Annotated in this window: 18 protein-coding genes; 5 read left to right on the top strand and 13 right to left on the bottom strand. The window is 69.1% G+C overall.

The window, feature by feature from the left end; genetic code table 11:
• Position 1 precedes the first annotated feature (1 nt).
• Positions 2-802, bottom strand: coding sequence for a class II glutamine amidotransferase (locus ACFFJ7_RS20215; RefSeq protein ID WP_166954946.1), 801 nt, complete (start codon positions 800-802; stop codon positions 2-4).
• 301 nt (positions 803-1,103) lie between these two features.
• Between ACFFJ7_RS20215 and ACFFJ7_RS20210 the strand changes: the two genes are divergently transcribed.
• The 3 genes from ACFFJ7_RS20210 (at position 1,104) to ACFFJ7_RS20200 (ending at position 4,974) form a co-directional block, all read left to right on the top strand.
• The gene (locus tag ACFFJ7_RS20210) at positions 1,104-2,246 is read left to right on the top strand and encodes an ABC transporter ATP-binding protein (RefSeq protein WP_377594820.1); all 1,143 of its coding nucleotides are present in this window, start codon (positions 1,104-1,106) and stop codon (positions 2,244-2,246) included.
• 39 nt (positions 2,247-2,285) lie between these two features.
• Positions 2,286-3,242, top strand: a complete 957-nt coding sequence (locus tag ACFFJ7_RS20205) for an extracellular solute-binding protein (RefSeq protein WP_166954950.1) — start codon at positions 2,286-2,288, stop codon at positions 3,240-3,242.
• A gap of 73 nt (positions 3,243-3,315) precedes the next feature.
• Positions 3,316-4,974 (top strand): ABC transporter permease, encoded by a 1,659-nt coding sequence (locus ACFFJ7_RS20200; protein WP_377594817.1) that lies wholly within the window; start codon positions 3,316-3,318, stop codon positions 4,972-4,974.
• Between the two features lie 121 nt (positions 4,975-5,095).
• Here ACFFJ7_RS20200 and groL read toward each other — a convergent pair whose 3' ends face one another.
• The 7 genes from groL to purD form a co-directional block, all read right to left on the bottom strand.
• A complete protein-coding gene (gene groL / locus ACFFJ7_RS20195) occupies positions 5,096-6,730 on the bottom strand; it encodes a chaperonin GroEL (protein ID WP_166954954.1) in 1,635 nt (544 codons plus the stop codon).
• 56 nt (positions 6,731-6,786) lie between these two features.
• The gene (groES, locus tag ACFFJ7_RS20190; protein WP_166954956.1) at positions 6,787-7,074 is read right to left on the bottom strand and encodes a co-chaperone GroES; all 288 of its coding nucleotides are present in this window, start codon (positions 7,072-7,074) and stop codon (positions 6,787-6,789) included.
• Between the two features lie 211 nt (positions 7,075-7,285).
• Complete coding sequence (locus ACFFJ7_RS20185; protein ID WP_377594814.1) at positions 7,286-7,840, bottom strand: META domain-containing protein; 555 nt, start codon at positions 7,838-7,840, stop codon at positions 7,286-7,288.
• 124 nt (positions 7,841-7,964) lie between these two features.
• Entirely contained in the window at positions 7,965-8,948 is a 984-nt protein-coding gene (gene hisG / locus ACFFJ7_RS20180; RefSeq protein ID WP_377594812.1) for an ATP phosphoribosyltransferase, read from the bottom strand.
• On the bottom strand, positions 8,945-10,099 hold the full coding sequence (locus tag ACFFJ7_RS20175; RefSeq protein ID WP_377594810.1) for an ATP phosphoribosyltransferase regulatory subunit: 1,155 nt from the start codon (positions 10,097-10,099) through the stop codon (positions 8,945-8,947). Before ACFFJ7_RS20175 ends, hisG begins: the two co-directional genes overlap by 4 nt.
• Positions 10,100-10,141: 42 nt before the next feature.
• On the bottom strand, positions 10,142-11,665 hold the full coding sequence (hisS, locus tag ACFFJ7_RS20170; RefSeq protein WP_377594808.1) for a histidine--tRNA ligase: 1,524 nt from the start codon (positions 11,663-11,665) through the stop codon (positions 10,142-10,144).
• A 57-nt stretch (positions 11,666-11,722) separates the two neighbouring features.
• The gene (gene purD, locus ACFFJ7_RS20165; protein ID WP_377594806.1) at positions 11,723-12,997 is read right to left on the bottom strand and encodes a phosphoribosylamine--glycine ligase; all 1,275 of its coding nucleotides are present in this window, start codon (positions 12,995-12,997) and stop codon (positions 11,723-11,725) included.
• Between the two features lie 111 nt (positions 12,998-13,108).
• Between purD and xseA the strand changes: the two genes are divergently transcribed.
• Both xseA and ACFFJ7_RS20155 read left to right on the top strand, forming a co-directional pair.
• Positions 13,109-14,719: an exodeoxyribonuclease VII large subunit gene (xseA, locus tag ACFFJ7_RS20160; RefSeq protein ID WP_377594804.1), complete on the top strand. Its 1,611-nt coding sequence runs from the start codon at positions 13,109-13,111 to the stop codon at positions 14,717-14,719.
• 194 nt (positions 14,720-14,913) lie between these two features.
• Positions 14,914-15,159, top strand: a complete 246-nt coding sequence (locus ACFFJ7_RS20155) for a DUF2093 domain-containing protein (protein WP_166954970.1) — start codon at positions 14,914-14,916, stop codon at positions 15,157-15,159.
• A gap of 13 nt (positions 15,160-15,172) precedes the next feature.
• On the opposite strand, the gene lpxK is transcribed toward ACFFJ7_RS20155, so the two are convergent.
• From lpxK to ACFFJ7_RS20130, 5 genes are all read right to left on the bottom strand, one after another.
• Entirely contained in the window at positions 15,173-16,237 is a 1,065-nt protein-coding gene (lpxK, locus tag ACFFJ7_RS20150; protein ID WP_377594802.1) for a tetraacyldisaccharide 4'-kinase, read from the bottom strand.
• 91 nt (positions 16,238-16,328) lie between these two features.
• Positions 16,329-17,621 carry a 3-deoxy-D-manno-octulosonic acid transferase gene (locus ACFFJ7_RS20145; protein WP_377594800.1) on the bottom strand — a complete coding sequence of 431 codons (1,293 nt, stop codon included), beginning with the start codon at positions 17,619-17,621 and terminating at the stop codon, positions 16,329-16,331.
• A 161-nt stretch (positions 17,622-17,782) separates the two neighbouring features.
• Entirely contained in the window at positions 17,783-18,514 is a 732-nt protein-coding gene (locus ACFFJ7_RS20140) for a lysophospholipid acyltransferase family protein (RefSeq protein WP_166954976.1), read from the bottom strand.
• 25 nt (positions 18,515-18,539) lie between these two features.
• Positions 18,540-18,773: a DUF4170 domain-containing protein gene (locus tag ACFFJ7_RS20135; RefSeq protein ID WP_166954978.1), complete on the bottom strand. Its 234-nt coding sequence runs from the start codon at positions 18,771-18,773 to the stop codon at positions 18,540-18,542.
• Between the two features lie 160 nt (positions 18,774-18,933).
• Positions 18,934-19,752, bottom strand: coding sequence for a 3'(2'),5'-bisphosphate nucleotidase CysQ (locus ACFFJ7_RS20130; protein ID WP_377594797.1), 819 nt, complete (start codon positions 19,750-19,752; stop codon positions 18,934-18,936).
• Positions 19,753-19,834: the final 82 nt, after the last annotated feature.

The raw sequence follows: 19,834 nt of genomic DNA, 5'->3' as shown, positions 1-19,834 counted from the left end.
TTCAGGCGGCGACGGGCCAGGAGTGCCCGTCGATGACGAGCGGCTCCGTGACGGCGCCGAGGCCGCGCCGGACGGTGGTGACGGAGTTGTTCGCGATCATCGACCAAGCATCGCGCAAGGTGTCGAGCGGCTCCGACGCTATGATGGTGGCGCCCGGCCGTTCCCGCAGATAAAGCCCCGGCGAGTGCCCGTCGCAGGAGGTGCGGAAGGCCCAGACCGTCTGGCCGTCGGTGAGGATGGCCGTGAAACGCACAGCCTCCGCGATGCCGGCCTCAAGCATCAGCCGTTTGGTCTGGTGCATCACCCAGCCCACGGCCGCCCCCGGCATCGCGCCAAGTTCCATCCGCGCCAGCACGAGCAGGAACAGCAGCTCGGAGTCGGTGGTGCCGGCCCGCTGGTCGAACAACTCGTCGGGCAGCAGCGCCTCCAGCTTGCGGCGCACCTTGCGGTAGCTGCCGATCTGCCCGTTATGCATGAAGGCGTAGCGGCCGCAGACGAAGGGGTGGCAGTTGGCGCGGGTAGTGGCGGTGTTGGTGGCGGCGCGCACGTGAGCGAAGAATAGGGGCGAACGCACCTGCCCGCAGAGCGAGCGCAGATTCTCGTCCGACCACGCCGGCCGCAGATCCCGGAACAGGCCGGGCTCCTCCCGGTCGCCGTACCACGCAAGGCCGAAGCCGTCGCCGTTGGTGGCCGTCTTCCCCTCGCAGGCATGCAACGACTGGCGCACAAGCGAGTTGTTCGGTGCGCAGACCAAGGCATCCATAAAAGTAGGGTCACCTGAATAGGCGAGAAGACGGCACATAGTTTCCCTATAATGTTAGCCGAATGGTCACAGCGCAAGCGCGATTTTACAAGCCCTTCATCGACATGGCGGATATGCACCGGCGAAATTCGTATGACGCGCGATTGTGGCGTTGTCCGGGCGCCGCGGGGCTACCGGGAGATTGTCGCAAATCTGTTACATCAACACCTTAGACGGTTGAAAGGCGAAGCTGGGCTGCGGGGACGATGTCGCTCGCCCGCCAGCGAGATGATTCGCCGTCCCCGCCCGGCTTCGGCAGTCCGGGACTGCCCGTTCCCAGACGACCGCCCGGACCCCGCCGATGAGCCAGACCGCTATCCGTGCCCGCAACACCGCCGCCGATCCGCCTCCCGCCGCGAGCGCGGTGGAGGTGAAGGGGCTTGCGCTGACCTATGGGCAGAACGCGATCCTGCGGCAGATCGATCTTGCGCTGCCGCCCGGCCACATCCAGGCGCTGCTGGGGCCTTCCGGCTGCGGCAAGACCACGCTGCTGCGCATCGTCGCCGGGCTGCTGGAGCCGACACAGGGGACCGTTCGCATCCAGGGCGCGGTCGTCGCGGATGCCGCGACAGGCCTCTTCGTGCCGCCGGAGCGGCGCGGGCTCGGCATGGTTTTTCAGGATTATGCGCTGTGGCCGCATCTGACGATCGGCGGCAATGTCGCGTTTCCGCTGGAAATGCGCGGCATCCCGGCGCATGAGCGCCGCGCGCGGGTGGCGAAGGCGCTGGCGCTCGTCGGCCTTGCCGGTTTCGAGGCGCGCAGTCCGGCCTCGCTGTCCGGCGGGCAGCAGCAGCGGGTCGCCATCGCCCGTGCCATCGTCGCCGAGCCGCAGCTCGTGCTGTTCGACGAGCCGCTGTCGAATCTCGACAAGGAATTGCGCGACCAGCTCTCGATGGAGCTTGCCGCGCTGGTGCGCGATCTGGGCCTCACCGCTCTTTATGTGACGCATGATCAGGGCGAGGCGTTCGCCATGGCCGATTCCGTCGCCATCATGCGCGGCGGGCGCATCGTGCAGAACGCTGCGCCGGAGGACCTCGTCGCCGCGCCGGCCGATGCCGGGGTGGCGGAATTCCTCAACCTCGGCCCCGTCTTCAAGGCCGTGCGGCGGGAGGGGCGCTGGCGGCTTGCCGATGCCGACCTCGCGCTCGATCCGCCGTCTGCTGACATCGCGGGCGAGGAGGCGGGCGTGCTGCTGGCGCGCCGTGCCCTCGCGCTCGCCGCGCCGGGCGCGGGCGTCTGTGAGGGACGGGTGGTGCAGGCCGTGTTTCGCGGCGACCACTATCTTGTCACCGTGCAGCTCGCTCCTCCGCCACAGGCGGATGCGCCGGCGCCGGTAGAGCTTGCCATCGTCAGCGAGCAGCGGGTGCGCGCGGGCGAGCGGGTGGGTGTCAACATCCTGCCGGAACGGCTGCGCTGGTTCGCCGGCGCTGCCGTTCCGCATTGAGTTTTCATCAGGGTCGTCGAAACAGTCCAGGGAACCATCATGATCAAGTCTCTCCAGTTCGCGGCCGTCGTTGCCGTGGGTCTCGTCACCGCCACCGGCGCGCGCGCCGATATCACTGTCTATTCCGCGGGTCCCGCTGGCCTCATCAACGGGCTCGCCAAGGGCTTCACGGAAAAGACCGGCATCAAGGCCGAAGTGTTTCAGGGCACCACCGGGCAGGTGATGGCCCGCATCGAGGCCGAGGCCGCCAATCCGAAGGTCGATGTGCTGATCTCCGCCTCGTGGGATACGGCGACCGATTTCGCCAAGCGCGGCTGGCTCGTGCCCTACACCAGCCCGAACGCCGCCAACGTGCCGGATTTCCTCAAGTCCGAAACCGCGGTCGCGCAGGGCGTCTCGGCGCTCGCCATCGCCTGGAATCCCAAGAGCGGCACGCCGAAGCCCGCCGAATGGGCCGACCTGACGAAGCCCGAGTTCAAGGACAAGGTGACGCTGCCGGATCCCGCCCAGTCGGGCGCCTCGTTCGAACTCGTGGCCGCGCTGCGCGGCACGGCGGGCAACTGGAAGCTGTTCGAAGGCCTCGCCGCCAACGGCGCGGTGGTGGCTGGCGCCAACGCCGCTGCCCTGAACCCGGTGCTGCAGGGCGCCAAGGCCGCCGTGTTCGGCGCGGTCGACTACATCTCGCTCGCCGGCCAGCAGAAGGGCGAATCGATCGAGGTGATCTTCCCCGCCTCCGGCACCGTGATTGCGCCGCGCCCGGTCGTGATCCTCAACTGGTCGAAGCAGCAGGACGAGGCGAAGAAGTTCGTCGACTACATGCTCTCCGACGACGGCCAGGCGCTCGTCGCCAAGGCGTTCCTGATCCCCGCCCGCAGCGACGTCAAGGCCGACCGTCCGGTGATCAAGGACCTCAAGCTTCTTGAGATCGACACCGACGCCGTCTATGCGAAGCGGGCCGATATCCTGAAGGAATTCGGCGCCATCTTCGCGAAGTAAGCCGGCTCAGGCCGGACGGGGGCGCGTCCCGTGCCGGGAGGCGCCCCGTCTTTTCCTGCTGTTGAGAGAAACCATGCGCAGCCCCGGTCCTGTGGTGTGGGGCGCGGCTTTCGCGCTCGTCGTGCTCGTCCTCATTCCCCTGTCGTTCATCGTCCTGCAGGCGATCTTCCCGGCGCTCGGGCAGGGGTCGCTCTCCGCGCCGTTCACCCGCGTCGCCGACGTGCTGACGGAGCCGGGACTGCTGCGGATGACACGCAATACAGCGCTGCTCGGGCTCGGCGTCGTCGCCGGCTCGGCGGTCATCGCGGTGCCGCTCGGCGTGCTGCGGGCGCTGTTCCGGGTGCCGCTGGCGCCGCTGTGGGACATCCTGCTGCTCGTGCCCTTCATGATCCCGCCCTATATCGCCACGCTCGGCTGGATCATGACGCTGCAGCCCAACGGCTACCTGACGCAGCTCACCGGCCTCAACGCCGGGCCCTATCTCTTCTCGCTGTGGGGCGTCGTTTTCGTGATGACGCTCGGCGCCTTCCCCGTGGTCTATTTCGCCGTCTCGCGCACGGTGGAAGCCATAGGCGGCCGCTATGCGGACGTGGGGCGGGTGTTCGGCGCCTCGTCCTTCACCGCCTTCCGGCGCGTGACCCTGCCGCTTGCGCTCCCCGGGCTCATGGCGAGCCTGCTGCTCGTGTTCGCGATGACCATCGAGGAATACGGCACGCCGGCGGCGCTCGGCCGCCAGTCGGGCTTCGAGGTGCTGGTGACCGGCATCGACACGCGCGTTTCCGACTGGCCCATCGACCTGCCGGGCGCGGCGATCCTGTCGCTGATCCTCGTGATGATGTCGCTCGGCGCTTTTCTCGTCCAGCTGCGCATCCTGTCACGCCGTTCCTTCGAGACGGTGGGCGGCAAGCCGCAGGCGTTCCACAAGCGACCGCTCGGCGTCTTCGCCATTCCGGTGGTCGCGGTCTTCGCGCTGGTGAGCCTGCTCGCGGTGGGCGTGCCGCTTTTCGCGATTTTCGCCACCGCGCTGTCGAAGACCCTGTCGGGCGGGCTGGCGGCCGACAATATCGGCTTCGGCCATTTCCGCGCCATCGCCGCGGACGAGAACGGGGCGTTCCAGGCGCTGCTCAACAGTCTCGGCCTCGGCGCCGCGACGGCGCTGATCACCGGCCTCATCGGTGCCGCGACCTCCTACGCGGTGGTGCGCACGCAGTTTCGCGGCAAGGGCTTTCTCGATGCGCTGACCGTCATCCCCAACGCCATTCCCGGCATCGTGGTGGCGGTCGGCATCATCCTGGCGTGGAACCAGCCGTGGCTGCCGGTCACGCCCTACAACACGCCGCTCATCCTGCTGATGGCCTATTGCTGCATCCTGCTGCCCTATACGGTGCGCTACGCCAACGCGGCCTTCCGGCAGGTGGGCGACAATCTGGAGGCGGCAGCGCGCGTCGCGGGCGCCACGCCGCTCACGGCCTTCCGGCGCATCCTGCTGCCGCTGGTGCTGCCCAGCCTGATCTCGGCGATGCTGCTGGTGTTCGCGGTGGCGACGCGCGAACTCGTGGCCTCGATCCTGCTCGCGCCCGTGGGCATGGCGACGATCTCGACCTTCATCTGGCGCCAGTTCGATCAGGGCTCGGTGGGGCTCGGCATGGCGATGAGCGCCGTCACCATCCTGATCACGACCACGATCCCGCTCGCGGTGACGCTCATGTCCGGTCGGCGTGGGCTGATGTAGCCGCCGCGACCGTCCGCCTCACGAACCTGTGCAATAAAAAAACGGCCCTGCGAAAACGGGGCCGTTTCTCTGTTCCGACGATGTCCGGCCAGACGGGCTGGCCGGAACCGGGATTGGCGGATCAGAAGTCGCCGCCGAAGCCGCCAGGGCCACCAGCCGGGAGGGCGGGCTTGTCCTTGGGCAGTTCCGCAACCAGCGCCTCGGTCGTGACGATGAGGCCGGCGACCGACGCGGCGTCCTGCAGGGCGGTGCGCACGACCTTCGTGGGGTCGACGATACCGGCCTCGATCAGGTCCACGAACTCTTCCGTCTGCGCGTTGAAGCCGTAGGTCTGCGAGTCGTTGTCGAGGATCTTGCCGACAACGATCGCGCCCTCGACGCCGGCGTTGGCGGCGATCTGGCGGATCGGCGCCTCAAGCGCCTTCAGCACGATGTCGATGCCGGCCTTGATGTCCGGGGTGTCGGCGGTCAGCCGCTCGACAGCGGCCTTGGCGCGCAGAAGGGCGACACCGCCGCCGGGGACGATGCCTTCCTCGATCGCGGCGCGGGTAGCGTTCAGCGCGTCGTCGACGCGGTCCTTACGCTCCTTCACCTCGACTTCCGACGAACCGCCGACGCGGATCACGGCGACGCCGCCGGCGAGCTTGGCAAGACGCTCCTGCAGCTTCTCGCGGTCGTAGTCGGAGGAGGTCTCCTCGATCTGCGCCTTGATCTGGGCAACGCGGGAGTCGATGTCTTCCTTCGCGCCGGCACCGTCGATGATCGTGGTGGCTTCCTTCTCGATGCGCACGCGCTTGGCGCGGCCGAGCTGGGCGAGCGTCACGTTTTCGAGCTTGATGCCGAGGTCTTCGGAGATCGTCTGGCCGCCGGTGACGATGGCGATGTCCTCAAGGATGGCCTTGCGGCGGTCGCCGAAGCCCGGAGCCTTGACGGCAGCAACCTTCAGGCCGCCGCGCAGCTTGTTGACGACGAGCGTGGCCAGCGCCTCGCCCTCGACGTCCTCGGCGATGATGAGCAGCGGCTTGCCGGTCTGCACGATGGCTTCGAGCACGGGCAGCAGGGGCTGCAGCGAGGAGAGCTTCTTCTCGTGGATGAGGATGTAGGGGTCCTCGAAATCGACGACGAGCTTCTCGGCGTTGGTGATGAAGTAGGGCGACAGGTAGCCGCGGTCGAACTGCAGACCCTCGACGACGTCAAGCTCGGTCTCGAAGCTCTTGGCTTCCTCGACCGTGATCACGCCCTCGTTGCCGACGCGCTCCACGGCCTCGGCGATCAGCTTGCCGATCTCGGCCTCGCTGTTGGCGGAAATCGTGCCGACCTGCGCGACTTCCTGCGAGTTCGCGACCTTCTTGGCGCGAGCCTTGATGTCCTTGACCGCAGCCTCGACGGCGAGGTCGATGCCGCGCTTCAGGTCCTGCGGGTTGAGGCCGGCGGCAACCGCCTTCGAGCCCTCGCGCACGATGGCCTGGGCGAGAACGGTCGCGGTCGTCGTGCCGTCGCCGGCGAGGTCGTTGGTCCTGGAGGCGACTTCGCGGACGAGCTGGGCGCCGAGGTTCTCGAACTTGTCCTCAAGCTCGATTTCCTTGGCGACGGTCACGCCGTCCTTGGTGATGCGGGGTGCGCCGAACGACTTCTCGATGACGACGTTGCGGCCCTTGGGACCGAGCGTGACCTTCACCGCGTTGGCGAGCGTGTCGACACCGCGCAGCAGACGCTCGCGCGCATCGGCGGAAAATTTTACGTCCTTGGCAGCCATGGCTACTGTAACTCCTGCCTTAAGAAATCATCTGATGAGAATACGGTGGAGGGCGATCAGCCGATGATTCCGAGGATGTCGGACTCTTTCATGATGAGAAGATCTTCGCCGTCGATCTTCACTTCGGTGCCGGACCACTTGCCGAACAGCACGCGGTCGCCTTCCTTGACGTCGGGAGTGATGCGCTCGCCGTCCTCGTCACGGGCGCCGAGACCGACGGCGACGATGATGCCTTCCTGCGGCTTTTCCTTGGCGGTGTCGGGGATGATGATGCCACCCTTGGTCTTTTCCTCGCTGTCGACGCGACGAACGACCACACGGTCATGCAACGGACGGAATGTCATGGAATCCGCTTCCTCTTTCAAGCACACGCGATTGACGCGGTATGGTGGATGTTGAAAGGCGCGTTAGCACTCTACCAAGGTGAGTGCTAACAGCTGTTGCGGAAGGTAGTAGCGCCTCGGCATCATGTCAAGGGAAACGGCGACGGGAAGAGGTGCGGTTTTTTCGGCCGGTTGCGGCGGGCATGATTCGCCGCGCGCCGGCGGTGCGTGATCAGAGGGAGCGGTCGGCGCGGAGGGTGCCTGCAGAGCCCTGCAGCAGGAGCTGGCCCTTGACGACATCCCACTTCTGGGACATCCGCAGCGCCAGCATGAAGGCGCGCTCGGCGGCGTCGATCTGCGCGCCGCAGCTCTTGCGCGTCATGGCGAAGGGGCTCACCGCGAAGCCCTGGCCGCGCAGCGGATAGGCCGTTGCCGAGAAGGTGTTACAGCCGCCGAAGCCGCGTAGCTGGAACTGGTTGTCGAGCGTGAAATAGGGGCGGCTGCCGTCGATGGCGTAGGTCTTGTTGTTGAGGCTGACCGCAGCCCAGGACGAACCGACGGGGAACTGCTTTTCCCGCTGCTGCGGCACCATGGATTGCCCGCTGCCCGGCTGGTCGCCACGCATCATGCCCGGATCGCTGTTGATCTGCGCCTGCGCCGGGGTCGCCCCGGAAAGCGCCGCCGCGACGACGATGGCGAAAAGGGCCCCTGCGCCGTATCCCGCCGCGGCACGCGACCTTTCGCGGATGGGCAGGGGGGCGGTGTGCGAAAAGCGGGCTGGCTTCATGGACTTCATCGATTCCGAAAGCTTCGCGGTCGTAGACCGGCATGACAGGAACAACGCGCCGCAGACCATAACTGTCAGCTGCGTGAGAGGCAACCTCGAAGGCGGACGGCGGTGCAGCCGGCCCTCAGGCGATACCCGCGCCAATTCGCGCCAGCAGCCGTTCGATCAACGGGTTCGTGCGCCGCAGGACCCAGTCGACGGAACGTACGGTGACCGGATCCGCGCCCGCATGGACGAGAAAGTCCGCCAGCGCGAAAACCTGTGCGCCGGGACAATGCAGCGTCACATGCCCCTGCGTGTCGGGCAGGCCGAGCGGCAGGGTGGCGTAGAAGCGTTCCGTCAGGTCGCCGGGCAGCAGGACGCCTTCCGGCAGCACGGCCGTCAGCTCGCGCGTGTTGCGCGCCTCTTCCTCGGCCGCGATGCGGGTGAGGATGGTGCGCGCAGCCCGCCGCGCCACGCCGGACCACGGCGCCGAGACGGAGGCGACGAGGTTGGCCTGCGAGCGCAGGATCACACCGTCGTCGACGATCTTGAGCGCGTTGGCGGCGAGCGTCGCGCCGGTGGTCGTGATGTCGACGATGATCTCCGCCGTGCCCGCCGCCGGCGCGCCTTCGGTGGCACCGAGGCTTTCCACGATGCGGTAATCGCCGACACCATGATAGGCGAAGAAGCGGCGCGTCAGGTTGATGTATTTCGTCGCGACGCGCAGCCGCCGCCCGTGGCGCTGGCGGATGTCGGCGGCGACGTCGTCGAGGTCGGCCATGGTGCGCACGTCGATCCACGCCTTCGGCGCGGCGACCACCACATCCGCAAAGCCGAAACCGAGCGGCGTGACGAACTCGACCACGGCGTCGGCGTCGGCGAGCTGCTCGCGCAGGAGATCCTCGCCGGTGATGCCAAGATGCGCCGCGCCGGTGGCCAGCTGGCCGACGATGTCGGATGCGGAGAGGAACGCCACCTCGACGTCCGGTACGCCCTTGATCGTGCCGCGATAGTCGCGCTCGCCGCCGGGCCGCACCAGCGGAAGGCCGGCGCGGGCGAAGAAGGCGAAGGCGTTCTCCTGCAGGCGTCCCTTGGAGGGAACGGCGATGATCAGCGGCGCGCTCATGCGGCATCTCCGGGAGCGTGGTTGGGATCGAGCGCACTGTCGGGATCGAACCGGTCGATCCAGATGGCGAAGCCCACCGCCGGCACAGGACCCGGCGCGCCGAGATGGGTGAGCAGGCTGTCGTAGCGGCCGCCGCCCAGAATCGGGCGTGTGTCGGGCCGGGCGCCATCGTGCATCTCGACGATGAAGCCGGTGTAGTAGTCGAGGTTGCGCGCGAAGCCCGCGGCAAAGGTGATGGCACCGACATCGAGCCCGCGCGCGGCGATGAAGCCGGTGCGCGCCTCGAACGAATCGAGCGCGGCGTCGAGATCGAGCCCCGCATCGCCCGCCAGCGCCCGGACGGCGCTCGCGGCGCTGTCGGGATCGTTTTCGATGGCGAGATAGCGGTCGAGCACGCCGCGCTGCACTGCCGTGAGGTCGCCGCCGTTGCGGTCGGCCGCATGCGCGAGGAAGCGCTCGGCGATCTCGCCCGCCGAGCGTCCGCCGACGCTGCTGATGCCGGCGATCGACAACACGTCCTCCACGAAGGCGCGGGCGGCGGTGGGGTCCTGCCCTTCCAGCGCGGCGAGCAGGCCGCCGTGGTTGGCGGCGGAAGGATTGCCCGCGCCGTTGCCGCTGTCCGGCGCGCGCCCCTCGGAGACGGCCCGCAGGATGCGCCGGCGCTGCAGCGGCGAGACGGCCAGCGCATCGAGCAGCGCGTTGAGGAGGCCGATGTCGCCCATGCGCACGGAAGGCTGCGCGACACCGAGCCCGGTCAGCGCCTCGAAGCCGAGCGCCACGATTTCCGCATCCGCCGCCTCGCGGTCGAGGCGGCCGAACGATTCGACGCCGCCCTGCGGAAACTCGCCCGCCCGCCCGGCGCGCTGCCGGAACACCGGCCCGAGATAGCTGAAGGAGGCCACGCCCCCGGCCTCGCGCTCGGCGAGGTAGTCGCGGCTGACCGGGATGGTGTAGTCGGGCCGCAGGCACAGCTCGTTGCCGTCCGCGTCCTGCGTCAGGAACATATGGCGGCGGATATCCTCGCCCGAGAGGTCGAGGAACACGTCGACCGGCTGCAGCACGGAGGGCTCGATGCGCCGGTAGCCCTCACGCGCGAAAAGCGCGAGCAGGGCGTCGGCGCGGCCGGCGGCCTTTTCGGATGCGTGTGTCATGCTGTCTGCCCTTCCGCCCTTCCCCGGGTTGCCCTGCCTCGCTCAGCCCTGCCGGGCACCGAGGACGCCGCGCACGGCCTCGACCAGGTCCGCCTCCGGCACCGAGAACTGCGCCAGACGCTGGGCCTTGTAGGCGGCATTGTCGAGTTCACGCGCCGCGTCCGCCTGCTCGGCGCCCGCGACGAGGTCCTTGATCTGCACGGTGCCCTGCGCGCGCTCGTCCGAGCCCTGGATGACGACGCAGGGGCTGTTGCGCCGGTCCGCGTACTTCATCTGCGCGCGCATGCCCGCGCCGCCGAGGTACAGCTCCGCCCGGATGCCGGCGCCGCGCAGGCGGCTGACGAGGCCATGGTAATGGGCTATCTCGCCGCGGTCGAGCACCAGCACCACCACCGGGCCGACGTGGTCCGTGTCGCGCGCGATGGGACTGTCGATGATCTTGAGCGCCGCGAGAAGCCGTGACACGCCGATGGAGAAGCCGGTCGCGGGCACGGCCTCGCCCCGGAAGCGGGCGACGAGGCCATCGTAGCGGCCGCCGCCGGCCACGGAGCCGAAGCGTACCGGCTGGCCGTCATCGCCGGCGATGGTGAAGGTGAGTTCCGCCTCGTAGACGGGGCCGGTGTAGTATTCCAGCCCGCGCACCACGGCGGGGTCGATCTGCACGCGCCCGTCGTCGTATCCGGCCGCCGCCACCAACGCCGCGATCTCGCGCAACTCCGCGACGCCCTCGATACCGCGCGCGGAGCCTTCCACCACCTTCTCCAGATTGGCGAGCGTCGAAGCAGCATCCGTGCCGCGCGCCTGCGTGAAGGCGAGTACGCGGGCGATCTGGTTCGCGTCCAGCCCGGCGCCTTTGGTGAAGTCGCCGCTTTCGTCCTTGCGTCCCTCGCCGAGCAGCAGCGCGACGCCTTCCGCGCCGAGCCGGTCGAGCTTGTCGATGGCGCGCAGCACGACGAGGCGGCGGGCGGCATGCGCGTCGTCGCTGAGGCCGATGGCCTCCAGCACGCCGTCGAGCACCTTGCGGTTGTTGATCTTCACCGCGTAGTCGCCGCGCGCGATGCCGACCTTTTCCAGCGTGTCCGCCGCCATCATGCAGATTTCCGCATCCGCCGAAACCGATGGCGCGCCGACGGTGTCCGCGTCGAACTGCATGAACTGGCGGAAGCGTCCCGGCCCCGGCTTTTCGTTACGGAACACCCAGCCAGCGCGATAGCTGCGGAAGGGCTTCGGCAGCGTGTCGTAGTTCTCCGCCACATGGCGGGCGAGGGGGGCCGTCAGATCGTAGCGCAGCGACAGCCATTGCTCGTCGTCGTCCTGAAACGAGAACACGCCTTCGTTGGGCCGGTCCTGATCCGGCAGGAACTTGCCCAGCGCGTCGGTGTATTCGATGAAGGGCGTTTCCAGCGCGTCGAAGCCGTAAAGGGTGTAGACTTCGCGGATATGGGCGAGCATGCGCTCCGTCGCGGCGATATCGGCGGGGCCACGGTCGGCGAAGCCACGCGGCTGGCGGGCCAGAAGCCCTGGCGACTGGGGTTTTTGCGGTTTATGGTTCTGCGACCCGGACATGGCAGGCGGTACGTTCCATATTGAAAGAATGAGAAAGGCTGTAGCGCAGCGATGCGCTCAAGTCACGCGCGCAATCGCCCGCCAGCCGATGTCGGAGCGCGAAAAGCCTTCCGGCCAGTCGATGGCCCGCACGGCCTCGTAGGCGCGTGCCTGGGCTTCCCCGATGGTGGGCGCGAGCGCGGTGACGTTGAGCACCCGCCCCCCGTTCGCCTCGATGTGGCCGTCGACCGCGCGTGTGCCGGCGTGGAATACCGTCACGCCCTCGATCGCCTCCGCCGCCTCGATGTTGCGGATGCGGCTGCCCTTCTCGACCGGGCCGGGATAGCCGCGCGCCGCCAGCACCACGGTGAGCGCGGCATCGTCGCTCCACGTGACCGAGGCTTCCGCCAGCCGCCCCTCGACGGTGGCGAGGAACAGGGCGACGATGTCCGCGCGCAGGCGCAGCATCAGCACCTGGCACTCCGGGTCGCCGAAACGGGCGTTGTATTCGATGAGCCTCGGCCCGTCCGCGCCGATCATCAGCCCCGCGTAGAGAACGCCCCTGTAGGGCGTGCCGCGCGCCTTGAGGCCGGCGACGGTGGGATTGATGATCTCGCGCATGACGCGCTCGGCAACTGCGGGCGTCACCACCGGCGCGGGGGAATACGCGCCCATGCCGCCGGTGTTGGGGCCGGTGTCGCCGTCGAAGGCGCGTTTATGATCCTGCGCGGAGCCGAATGGAATGGCGGTTTCGCCGTCGCTGAGCGCGAAGAAGCTCGCTTCCTCGCCGGGAAGGAAATCCTCGATAACGACGGCCGCGCCCGCCACGCCGAAGACGCCGGAGAACACGGTACGCACCGCTTCCTCCGCCTGCTCCACGGTTTCCGCCACCACGACGCCCTTGCCGGCCGCCAGCCCGTCCGCCTTCACCACCACGCGCGCGCCGTGCCTGCGCACGTAGGCGAGGGCGGGTTCCGCCTCCGTGAAGCGCGCATAGGCGGCGGTGGGAATGCCGAACTCGTCGCACAGTTCCTTGGTGAAGCTCTTGGAGCCTTCGAGCTGCGCCGGAATCCTGCGCGGGCCGAAGGCGGGGATGCCGGCCGCCGCGAGGTCGTCCACAATGCCGGCCACCAGCGGCGCTTCCGGCCCCACGACGACGAGACCGATGGCGTTCTCGCGGCAGAAGGCGACGACGGCCGCGTGATCGGTGATGTCGAGCGCGACATTCGTGCCGACCTGCGCGGTGCCCGGATTGCCGGGCGCGATGAACAGCTTCCCCGTGAGCGGGCTCTTGGCGATGGCCCACGCCAGCGCGTGCTCCCGCCCGCCGGCTCCCAGCAGCAGTATGTTCATCCGGCGCTCCATACCTTGAATGTTCTCCATCTCAGGGGCGCGTTTAGCACGCCTCATGGCGGTGCGCCATATGCAGATGACGCGCCGCGCGCCTTCCCTTAAGGTGGGCGCATGAATCGCAAGCCCGCCGATACCGAACCCGTCACCAACGCGCCGGAATGGACCGTCTCCTCGCTGTCTGGCGCGCTGAAGCGCACGCTGGAGGACGCCTTCGGGCACGTGCGCCTGCGCGGCGAGGTCACCGGCTATCGCGGGCCGCATTCCTCGGGCCACGCCTATTTCGGGCTCAAGGACGAGGGCGCGCGCATCGACGCCGTGATCTGGAAGGGCGTTTTCCAGAAGCTCAGGATCCGCCCCGAGGAGGGCATGGAGGTGATCGCCGTCGGGCGCGTCACGACCTTCCCGGCTTCCTCGCGCTACCAGATCGTCATCGAGAGCCTGGAGCCGGCGGGCGTCGGCGCGCTGATGGCCATTCTGGAGGAACGACGCAGGAAACTCGCGGCCGAGGGGCTGTTCGACGAATCGCGCAAGCGGCCGCTGCCGTTCCTGCCCGAGGTCATCGGCGTGGTGACGTCGCCCACAGGTGCGGTGATCCGCGACATCCTGCATCGGCTCGCCGACCGTTTTCCCCGCTGGGTGCTGGTGTGGCCTGTCCGGGTGCAGGGGGAGACGAGCGCCGCCGAGGTGGCGGCGGCGATTCGCGGCTTCAACGCACTGCCGCAGGCCATGAACGGCCCAACCGGCCCCGTGCCGCGACCGGATGTGCTGATCGTGGCGCGCGGCGGCGGTTCGCTGGAGGACCTTTGGTCGTTCAACGAGGAAGTCGTCGTGCGGGCGGCAGCGGAAAGCGCCATCCCGCTCGTCTCCGCCATCGGCCACGAGACGGACTGGACGCTGATCGATCTCGCGGCGGATTTGCGTGCCCCCACGCCCACGGCGGCAGCCGAAAAGGTGGTGCCGGTGCGGCTCGATCTGCTGGCGGCGATAGCCGATCTTGCCCGCCGCCATCGCGGTGCGATGATGCGCCTGGGCGAGAGGCGGGCGAGCGACCTGCGGGCGCTGACGCGCGCGCTGCCCTCCGCCGATAATCTGCTCGCCGGGGCGCGCCAGCGTCTCGATCTCGCCGGCGGGCGGCTGGTGCACATGCTCGGCGCGGGCGTGCGCCGCCACGAGGCGCGGCTGGCGGCGGCAGGCCAGAAACTCGCGCGCCTGTCGCCACTCGTATTGCTGGAGCGTGCGCGGGCGCGCTGGGCCACGGCGGCGCAGGGGCTCGGCCGTGGCTTCGCCCATGGCATCGAGCGGCGGGCGGCAATCCTGACGCGAGCGGTGTCGCGCCTGTCGCTCCAGCCGCTGCGACTGCGGGCGGAGGCGGGCCGCGAGCGGTTGACAATTGCGGGGACAAGGCTCGCCAATGCCCGTGCCGCAAGGCTCGCGGCGGAGAGGGCGCGGGTCGACAACCTGTGGAAACTGGTGGAAAGCCTCAGCCACAAGGGCGTGCTGGCGCGCGGCTACGCCATCGTGCTCGACAGCGAGGGCCACACGGTGCGCACGCGCGCGGCGGTGTCGGAGGGCATGGCGCTCGAACTCGTGTTCGCGGACGGCAAGGTGGGCGCCACCGCGCAGGGCGAGGGCGCGCAGCCCGCCACACGCGGGCGCAAGCGCAAATCCGGCGCCGCCGCGCCGCCGCCCGTCCAGCCCACGCTCTTCGGTGGCGGCGAATGATATGCGCAGATGATATGCGATTGACGCATAGCCGGCGAATGAGCGTATACTACCACGGCGGACTAGAATCTGTCGTGTTTATGTTGAAACGGGACAGATTCTCGATTCCTTAATTTTGAGCGAATTCTGATCGATCAGATGATTCCATCTGATCGGAACGCGCTCTAGCCAGAATTGCTATGAAAGACAGCATCATGAATCGACACGATCATCGCTTCCCGGCCGGCGGCGAAGCCTCCGTCCAGTATCTGGACGGCGATTTCCGCGTCGTGCGGCCGGGTACCTTCGTGCGCTGCGCGGTGACGGGCAAGGTCATCCCGCTCGACGACCTGCGTTACTGGAACGTGGATCTGCAGGAAGCCTACGCCTCGCCGGAAGCCGTGCGCCAGCGTCTTGTCGGGCTGGGGAAAATCGGCGGAAAGCAGACGCCGCCGGCCTGATCGACGGTCCTTCTCAGGTGCCGGTGTCGAGCAGCGGCGCCGAGGGCTCCGGCAGGGCGCGTGCGAGATACGCGCGCAGGCCGTCTTCATCGTCGAAGACGACCTCGACCGGCAGCACGGCCATCGAGGCGCGCAGGTGCGGCGCGGCGGTGAGGGCTAGAAGGCGCACGGCGTCCTTCTCCGTCGTTACCGGAAGCAGGTCGTTCCGCAGGGCCTCGTCCTCCAGCGCCGCGATCTGCGCGGGTGTGAAGGGAGCGTGGTCGGGAAAGGCCTTGCGCTGCACGATTTCCGCGCCGATTTTCTCCAGCGTATCGAAGAATTTTTCCGGCCGCCCGATCCCGGCGAACGCCAGCACGCGCCTGCCCCGCACGAGGCGGGCGGCGTCCGCGTCCGCCTCCAGATGCGCGGCGAACACCGGCTTGCCCAGCGCGGCGGCGGCGGCGATGACGCGGTCGCCCGCCGTGCCGCTGCCGATGACGATCAGCGCGTCGACATGAGGCAACTGCTGCGCCAGCGGCGCGCGCAGAGGGCCGGCGGGAATGCACAGGCCATTGCCGATGCCGGTCTGCGCGTCGACCACGGCGAAGCTCAGCGTCCGGGAAATGGAGGGGTTCTGCAGGCCGTCGTCCATGATCACGACATCCGGCCGTACGCCCCCGTCCGCCAGCAGCGCGTCGAGCCCCGCCCGTCTGTCGCGCGCCACCATGACGGGTGCGTAACGGGCGAGGAGCAGCGGCTCGTCGCCGACATCGACATGGGTATACTCCGTCACCGGTTCGTCGTGCGGGTCGTCATGGCCGAGCAGCAGCGGGCCGCGCTGCCGGCCGCCGTAGCCGCGCGTGAGGAAAGCGATGCCATGGCCGAGCGCCGCGAGGCGCCGCGCGAGAGCGATGGCCGTCGGCGTCTTGCCCGCGCCGCCGGCGGTGAAATTGCCCACGCAGATGACGGGCTTGCCCGGCACAGCGCCCGCGAGGCGCATACGCCGGGAGGTGATCGTGCCGTAAACCGCGCCCACAGGCTGGAGACAGCGGGCGGCGAAGGTGGGTGTGGAAGGCCACCAGAAATCAGGGGCACGCATCGCGGTATCCTTTCCCAAGCGCGGCCGTTTCGCGCATCTCGCCCGCTCACAACGGCCGGCCAGGCACGCCGGTTCCGGCCATCGGCCCCTTTTATCGCGCGATCAGATGCATGTGCAGGATGTAGGGATCGATCGCCCGCATGGTGGTTTCCACGGCCCCGCCCAGCGCATTGACGGTGCTGGCGGCGGCCCGTGCCATCGCCCGCGCGCGCGACGGCTGGGAGAGGAGCGTGTAGACCGCCTCGGCCAGCCCATGGGCGTCGTCGACGCGCCATGCCGCCTGCGCGTCGTCGAGCGTGCGGTAGACGTCCGCGAAATTGCGCACGTGGGGCCCATGCACGATGGCCGTCCCGAGCTTCGCCGGCTCGATGGGATTCTGCCCGCCGTGGGGTACGAGCGAGCCGCCGATGAAGGCGACGGGCGCCAGCCGGAAGAACAGGCCGAGTTCGCCGATCGTGTCCGCGACATGCACCGCGAGATGCCGCTCCGGCAGGGTGCCGGCGGAGCGCAGACCTGCCGGCAGGCCGCGCGCGCCTGCAAGCGCCGCGATGTCCGCGCCGCGCTCGGGGTGGCGCGGCACGATGATGGTCAGCAGGTCGGGATGGGTCGGCTGCAGCAGTGCGTGGGCCTGCAGCACGAGATCGTCCTCGCCGGGATGCGTACTGGCGGCGATCCACACGGGGCGCTCGCCGACGATGGCCGACAGCGTCGCCACGGTCGCCGGGTTCGCCGGCGGCGCGGGGACGTCGTACTTGATGTTGCCGGCGACCACGACGCGCGGCGCGCCGAGGCGTTCCAGTCGTTCGCCGTCCGCCGCCGACTGCGCGAGGCAGAGGTCGAAGTGCTGCAGCATGGCGCTCGCCGTGGCGGGAAGCCGCTGCCAGCGGCGGAACGAGCGCTCGGACATGCGCGCGTTCAGCAGCAGCGCCGGGATGCCCCTGTCCCTGATCCCGACCAGCGCGTTCGGCCAGATTTCCGATTCGGCGATCAGTACCAGATCCGGTCGCCAGTAGTCGAGGAAGCGCTCCATGTAGGCCGGCACGTCGAGCGGGACATACTGGTGCAGGGCGTGGCCGGGCAGGCGCGCCGCCAGCAGGCGGGCGGACGTGACGGTGCCGGAGGTGACGAGCACGGTGAAGCCTTGCCGTGTCAGCCGTTCCACGACGGGCAGGAGCGACGTCGTCTCGCCGACGCTCGCGCCATGCAGCCAGGCGAGCGGGCCAGGCGGGCGCTCGCGCCCCGGAATGCCGCGCCGCTCGCCCTGCCGGGTGCGGTCTTCCTTGCCCTTGCGGGCGCGGTAGGCCAGCACTCCGCCAAGGAGCGGCGCAAGCGCGGCGGTCGTCAGCCGGTAGACGGTCAGCGGCCAGGGAGTCCGTGCGGTCATGGGGCCGGCTCCGCCCGGCGGAAGGCGTCCCGCCCGCAAAAGGGAAGGGAGGTGCGCCGACGCCTGCTCCGTACCGGAATGTCCTGACCTGCGCTCGTCAATTGATGTGTACTCTGGTCCTGAATTCAGGGATGCGGCCGCAGGGCCGCTTTCCGGGCGGGTTACGCCTGCCTGTGAACATCCGCGCTCACGCCGGGGTCGGCCGAGCCGACCATGGCATACGCGCGCGCGTGAACGGCGTCCAGCGATTGTTCAACGTCACGGCGAATCGTCTCCAGCGCGGCCTCGTCCGCGTCGCGGGGCACGAACAGCGGTTCGCCGACCACCATGGCGATGCGTCCGAACGGCAGGCCGATGGACGCATGGTCCCAGCTTCTGAAGTCGAGCCGCCGGCTGGACACCACCGCGATCGGCACGATCGGCCGCCCGGACATGCGCGCGAGCAGCACGATGCCCGGGCCGCAGCGGCGGGAAACCTTCGGGATATCGGCTGTCAGCACCACCAGCTCGCCGCCTCCCAGCGCCTTCAGGAGTTCCCGCAGCGCCGCGACGCCGCCCTTCTCGTGCATGCGCGCCCGCTCGCGCGCGCCCGAGCCGCGGATGGCGCGGATGCCGAGCCGCTGCAGGGCGAGCGCGTTGAACTCGCCGTCGCCGTGGCGCGACACCAGTGCCGCTGCCGGGTCCTGCGGGCGGCGGGCGAAGGGCACCATGAAATGCTGGCCGTGCCACATGGCGACGATCACCGGCATCAGCCCGCCCGCCTTCTCGTAGAGGTCCGGCGGGTGGGTGACGGTGCGGCTCGTGGCGCGTACGAGGCGCAGATAGCCGGCGAGCAGGGCGCCGAGCGTCGCCTGCACCGGGCGGGAGCGGACGATCCGCTTCAACAGCGCCATGATGTCGCCGTCGCCCGTCTCGCCGTCACGCCGTCGCGTCCGGGTCGAGCAGGCGGTGCAGGTGCACGACGAAGTAACGCATGTGCGCGTTGTCGACGTTCGACTGCGACTTCGCCTTCCAGGCCGCGTGGGCTTGCGCGTAGTTCGGGTAGATGCCGACGATATCGAGCTTGGCGAGATCGCGGAACTCGCTACCGTCGAGATCGGTCAGTTCGCCGCCGAACACGAGGTGGAGCAACTGTTTGGGAGCGTCGGTCATGATGGTCTTCTGGCCCTGACTGGAGAAGTAGAAAGCGCAAGCGCAATGATACCGGTTTGCGCCGATTTCATGGCTATCCCTGCCCGAAGATTGGCTTGCGCACAACCGGACAGAGGCGAAAAACCGGTCGTCGCCGGCTGGACGCGAACGGCTTCGTGCGTCATGGGGAGCCCTTCTCCCGCGCCAGCGCCGCGGCGAGGAGGGGCGCGAGCGTGCTGTTGGCGCCGATGAGGCGCCCGTGCACCGGCGCGCGGGTGTTGTAGCGCAGGCGCGCACCGTCGAGCGTGCCGAGCTGGCCGCCCGCCTCGCGCAGGATGATGTCGGCGGCGGCGATGTCCCAGTCGTGCGCGTTGGAGGAGGCGAGGCCGGCGTCGAGCGCGGCGTCCGCCACACGGGCGATGCGCAGGGCGAGCGAAGGCTCGCGCGGCATGGCGACGACGGCGTGGCCCCGCTCGCACAGCATGTCGAGCATTCCGCGCGGGCCTGCCACGCGCGCGCCCGCGATCTCCGCCTGCCGCGATACGCCGATGGGCAGGCCGTTGCGCAGCGCGCCGGCGCCCGCGCGCGCCTCATAGCGCAAGGAGAGCGCCGGCGCCCACAGGATGCCCGCCAGCGGCTGGCCCGCATGCACGAGCGCGACGCTGACCGCCCAGTCGCGCGCGCCCTCCGCGAAGGCGCGCGTGCCGTCGATGGGATCGACAATCCAGACGGTGGGGCGATCGAGGCGGGCGGAATCGTCGGCCGATTCCTCCGACAGCCAGCCCGCGTCGGGCCTGATGCGCAGCAGCGCCTCGTGCAGGAAGCGGTCGACGGCGATATCCGCCTCCGTGACGGGGGAGCGGTCGTTCTTGAGGGTGACGGCCGCGCGTGTTCGCGCTCCTTCCGTGAAGAAGGAGAGCGCGATTCGGCCCGCTTCCACGATGGCATCCCCGACGCGGCCGAAGTCTTTGTCCGTCAGGGCAGGATGCGTCTGCGACATGGCATTTCCGGCGGCCCGTCCGCCAGTCCTTTTCCCGCTGGAGCGCGCTTCCCGGACGTGGATACCACTTTCCGGAAAAGAT

This window comes from Pseudochelatococcus lubricantis (genome assembly GCF_042432495.1).
Lineage (GTDB): Bacteria > Pseudomonadota > Alphaproteobacteria > Rhizobiales > Beijerinckiaceae > Pseudochelatococcus > Pseudochelatococcus lubricantis.
Note: the sequence above shows the minus strand (reverse complement) of the source record. Positions and strands in the feature narration are given on the sequence as shown.

What these genes read in the sequence shown, in the direction of transcription:
- ACFFJ7_RS20215 (WP_166954946.1), bottom strand. Translation starts at nt 802, where the DNA reads ATGTGCCGTCTTCTCGCCTATTCAGGTGACCCTACTTTTATGGATGCC.
- ACFFJ7_RS20210 (WP_377594820.1), top strand. Translation starts at nt 1,104, where the DNA reads ATGAGCCAGACCGCTATCCGTGCCCGCAACACCGCCGCCGATCCGCCT.
- ACFFJ7_RS20205 (WP_166954950.1), top strand. Translation starts at nt 2,286, where the DNA reads ATGATCAAGTCTCTCCAGTTCGCGGCCGTCGTTGCCGTGGGTCTCGTC.
- ACFFJ7_RS20200 (WP_377594817.1), top strand. Translation starts at nt 3,316, where the DNA reads ATGCGCAGCCCCGGTCCTGTGGTGTGGGGCGCGGCTTTCGCGCTCGTC.
- groL (WP_166954954.1), bottom strand. Translation starts at nt 6,730, where the DNA reads ATGGCTGCCAAGGACGTAAAATTTTCCGCCGATGCGCGCGAGCGTCTG.
- groES (WP_166954956.1), bottom strand. Translation starts at nt 7,074, where the DNA reads ATGACATTCCGTCCGTTGCATGACCGTGTGGTCGTTCGTCGCGTCGAC.
- ACFFJ7_RS20185 (WP_377594814.1), bottom strand. Translation starts at nt 7,840, where the DNA reads ATGAAGCCAGCCCGCTTTTCGCACACCGCCCCCCTGCCCATCCGCGAA.
- hisG (WP_377594812.1), bottom strand. Translation starts at nt 8,948, where the DNA reads ATGAGCGCGCCGCTGATCATCGCCGTTCCCTCCAAGGGACGCCTGCAG.
- ACFFJ7_RS20175 (WP_377594810.1), bottom strand. Translation starts at nt 10,099, where the DNA reads ATGACACACGCATCCGAAAAGGCCGCCGGCCGCGCCGACGCCCTGCTC.
- hisS (WP_377594808.1), bottom strand. Translation starts at nt 11,665, where the DNA reads ATGTCCGGGTCGCAGAACCATAAACCGCAAAAACCCCAGTCGCCAGGG.
- purD (WP_377594806.1), bottom strand. Translation starts at nt 12,997, where the DNA reads ATGAACATACTGCTGCTGGGAGCCGGCGGGCGGGAGCACGCGCTGGCG.
- xseA (WP_377594804.1), top strand. Translation starts at nt 13,109, where the DNA reads ATGAATCGCAAGCCCGCCGATACCGAACCCGTCACCAACGCGCCGGAA.
- ACFFJ7_RS20155 (WP_166954970.1), top strand. Translation starts at nt 14,914, where the DNA reads ATGAATCGACACGATCATCGCTTCCCGGCCGGCGGCGAAGCCTCCGTC.
- lpxK (WP_377594802.1), bottom strand. Translation starts at nt 16,237, where the DNA reads ATGCGTGCCCCTGATTTCTGGTGGCCTTCCACACCCACCTTCGCCGCC.
- ACFFJ7_RS20145 (WP_377594800.1), bottom strand. Translation starts at nt 17,621, where the DNA reads ATGACCGCACGGACTCCCTGGCCGCTGACCGTCTACCGGCTGACGACC.
- ACFFJ7_RS20140 (WP_166954976.1), bottom strand. Translation starts at nt 18,514, where the DNA reads ATGGCGCTGTTGAAGCGGATCGTCCGCTCCCGCCCGGTGCAGGCGACG.
- ACFFJ7_RS20135 (WP_166954978.1), bottom strand. Translation starts at nt 18,773, where the DNA reads ATGACCGACGCTCCCAAACAGTTGCTCCACCTCGTGTTCGGCGGCGAA.
- ACFFJ7_RS20130 (WP_377594797.1), bottom strand. Translation starts at nt 19,752, where the DNA reads ATGTCGCAGACGCATCCTGCCCTGACGGACAAAGACTTCGGCCGCGTC.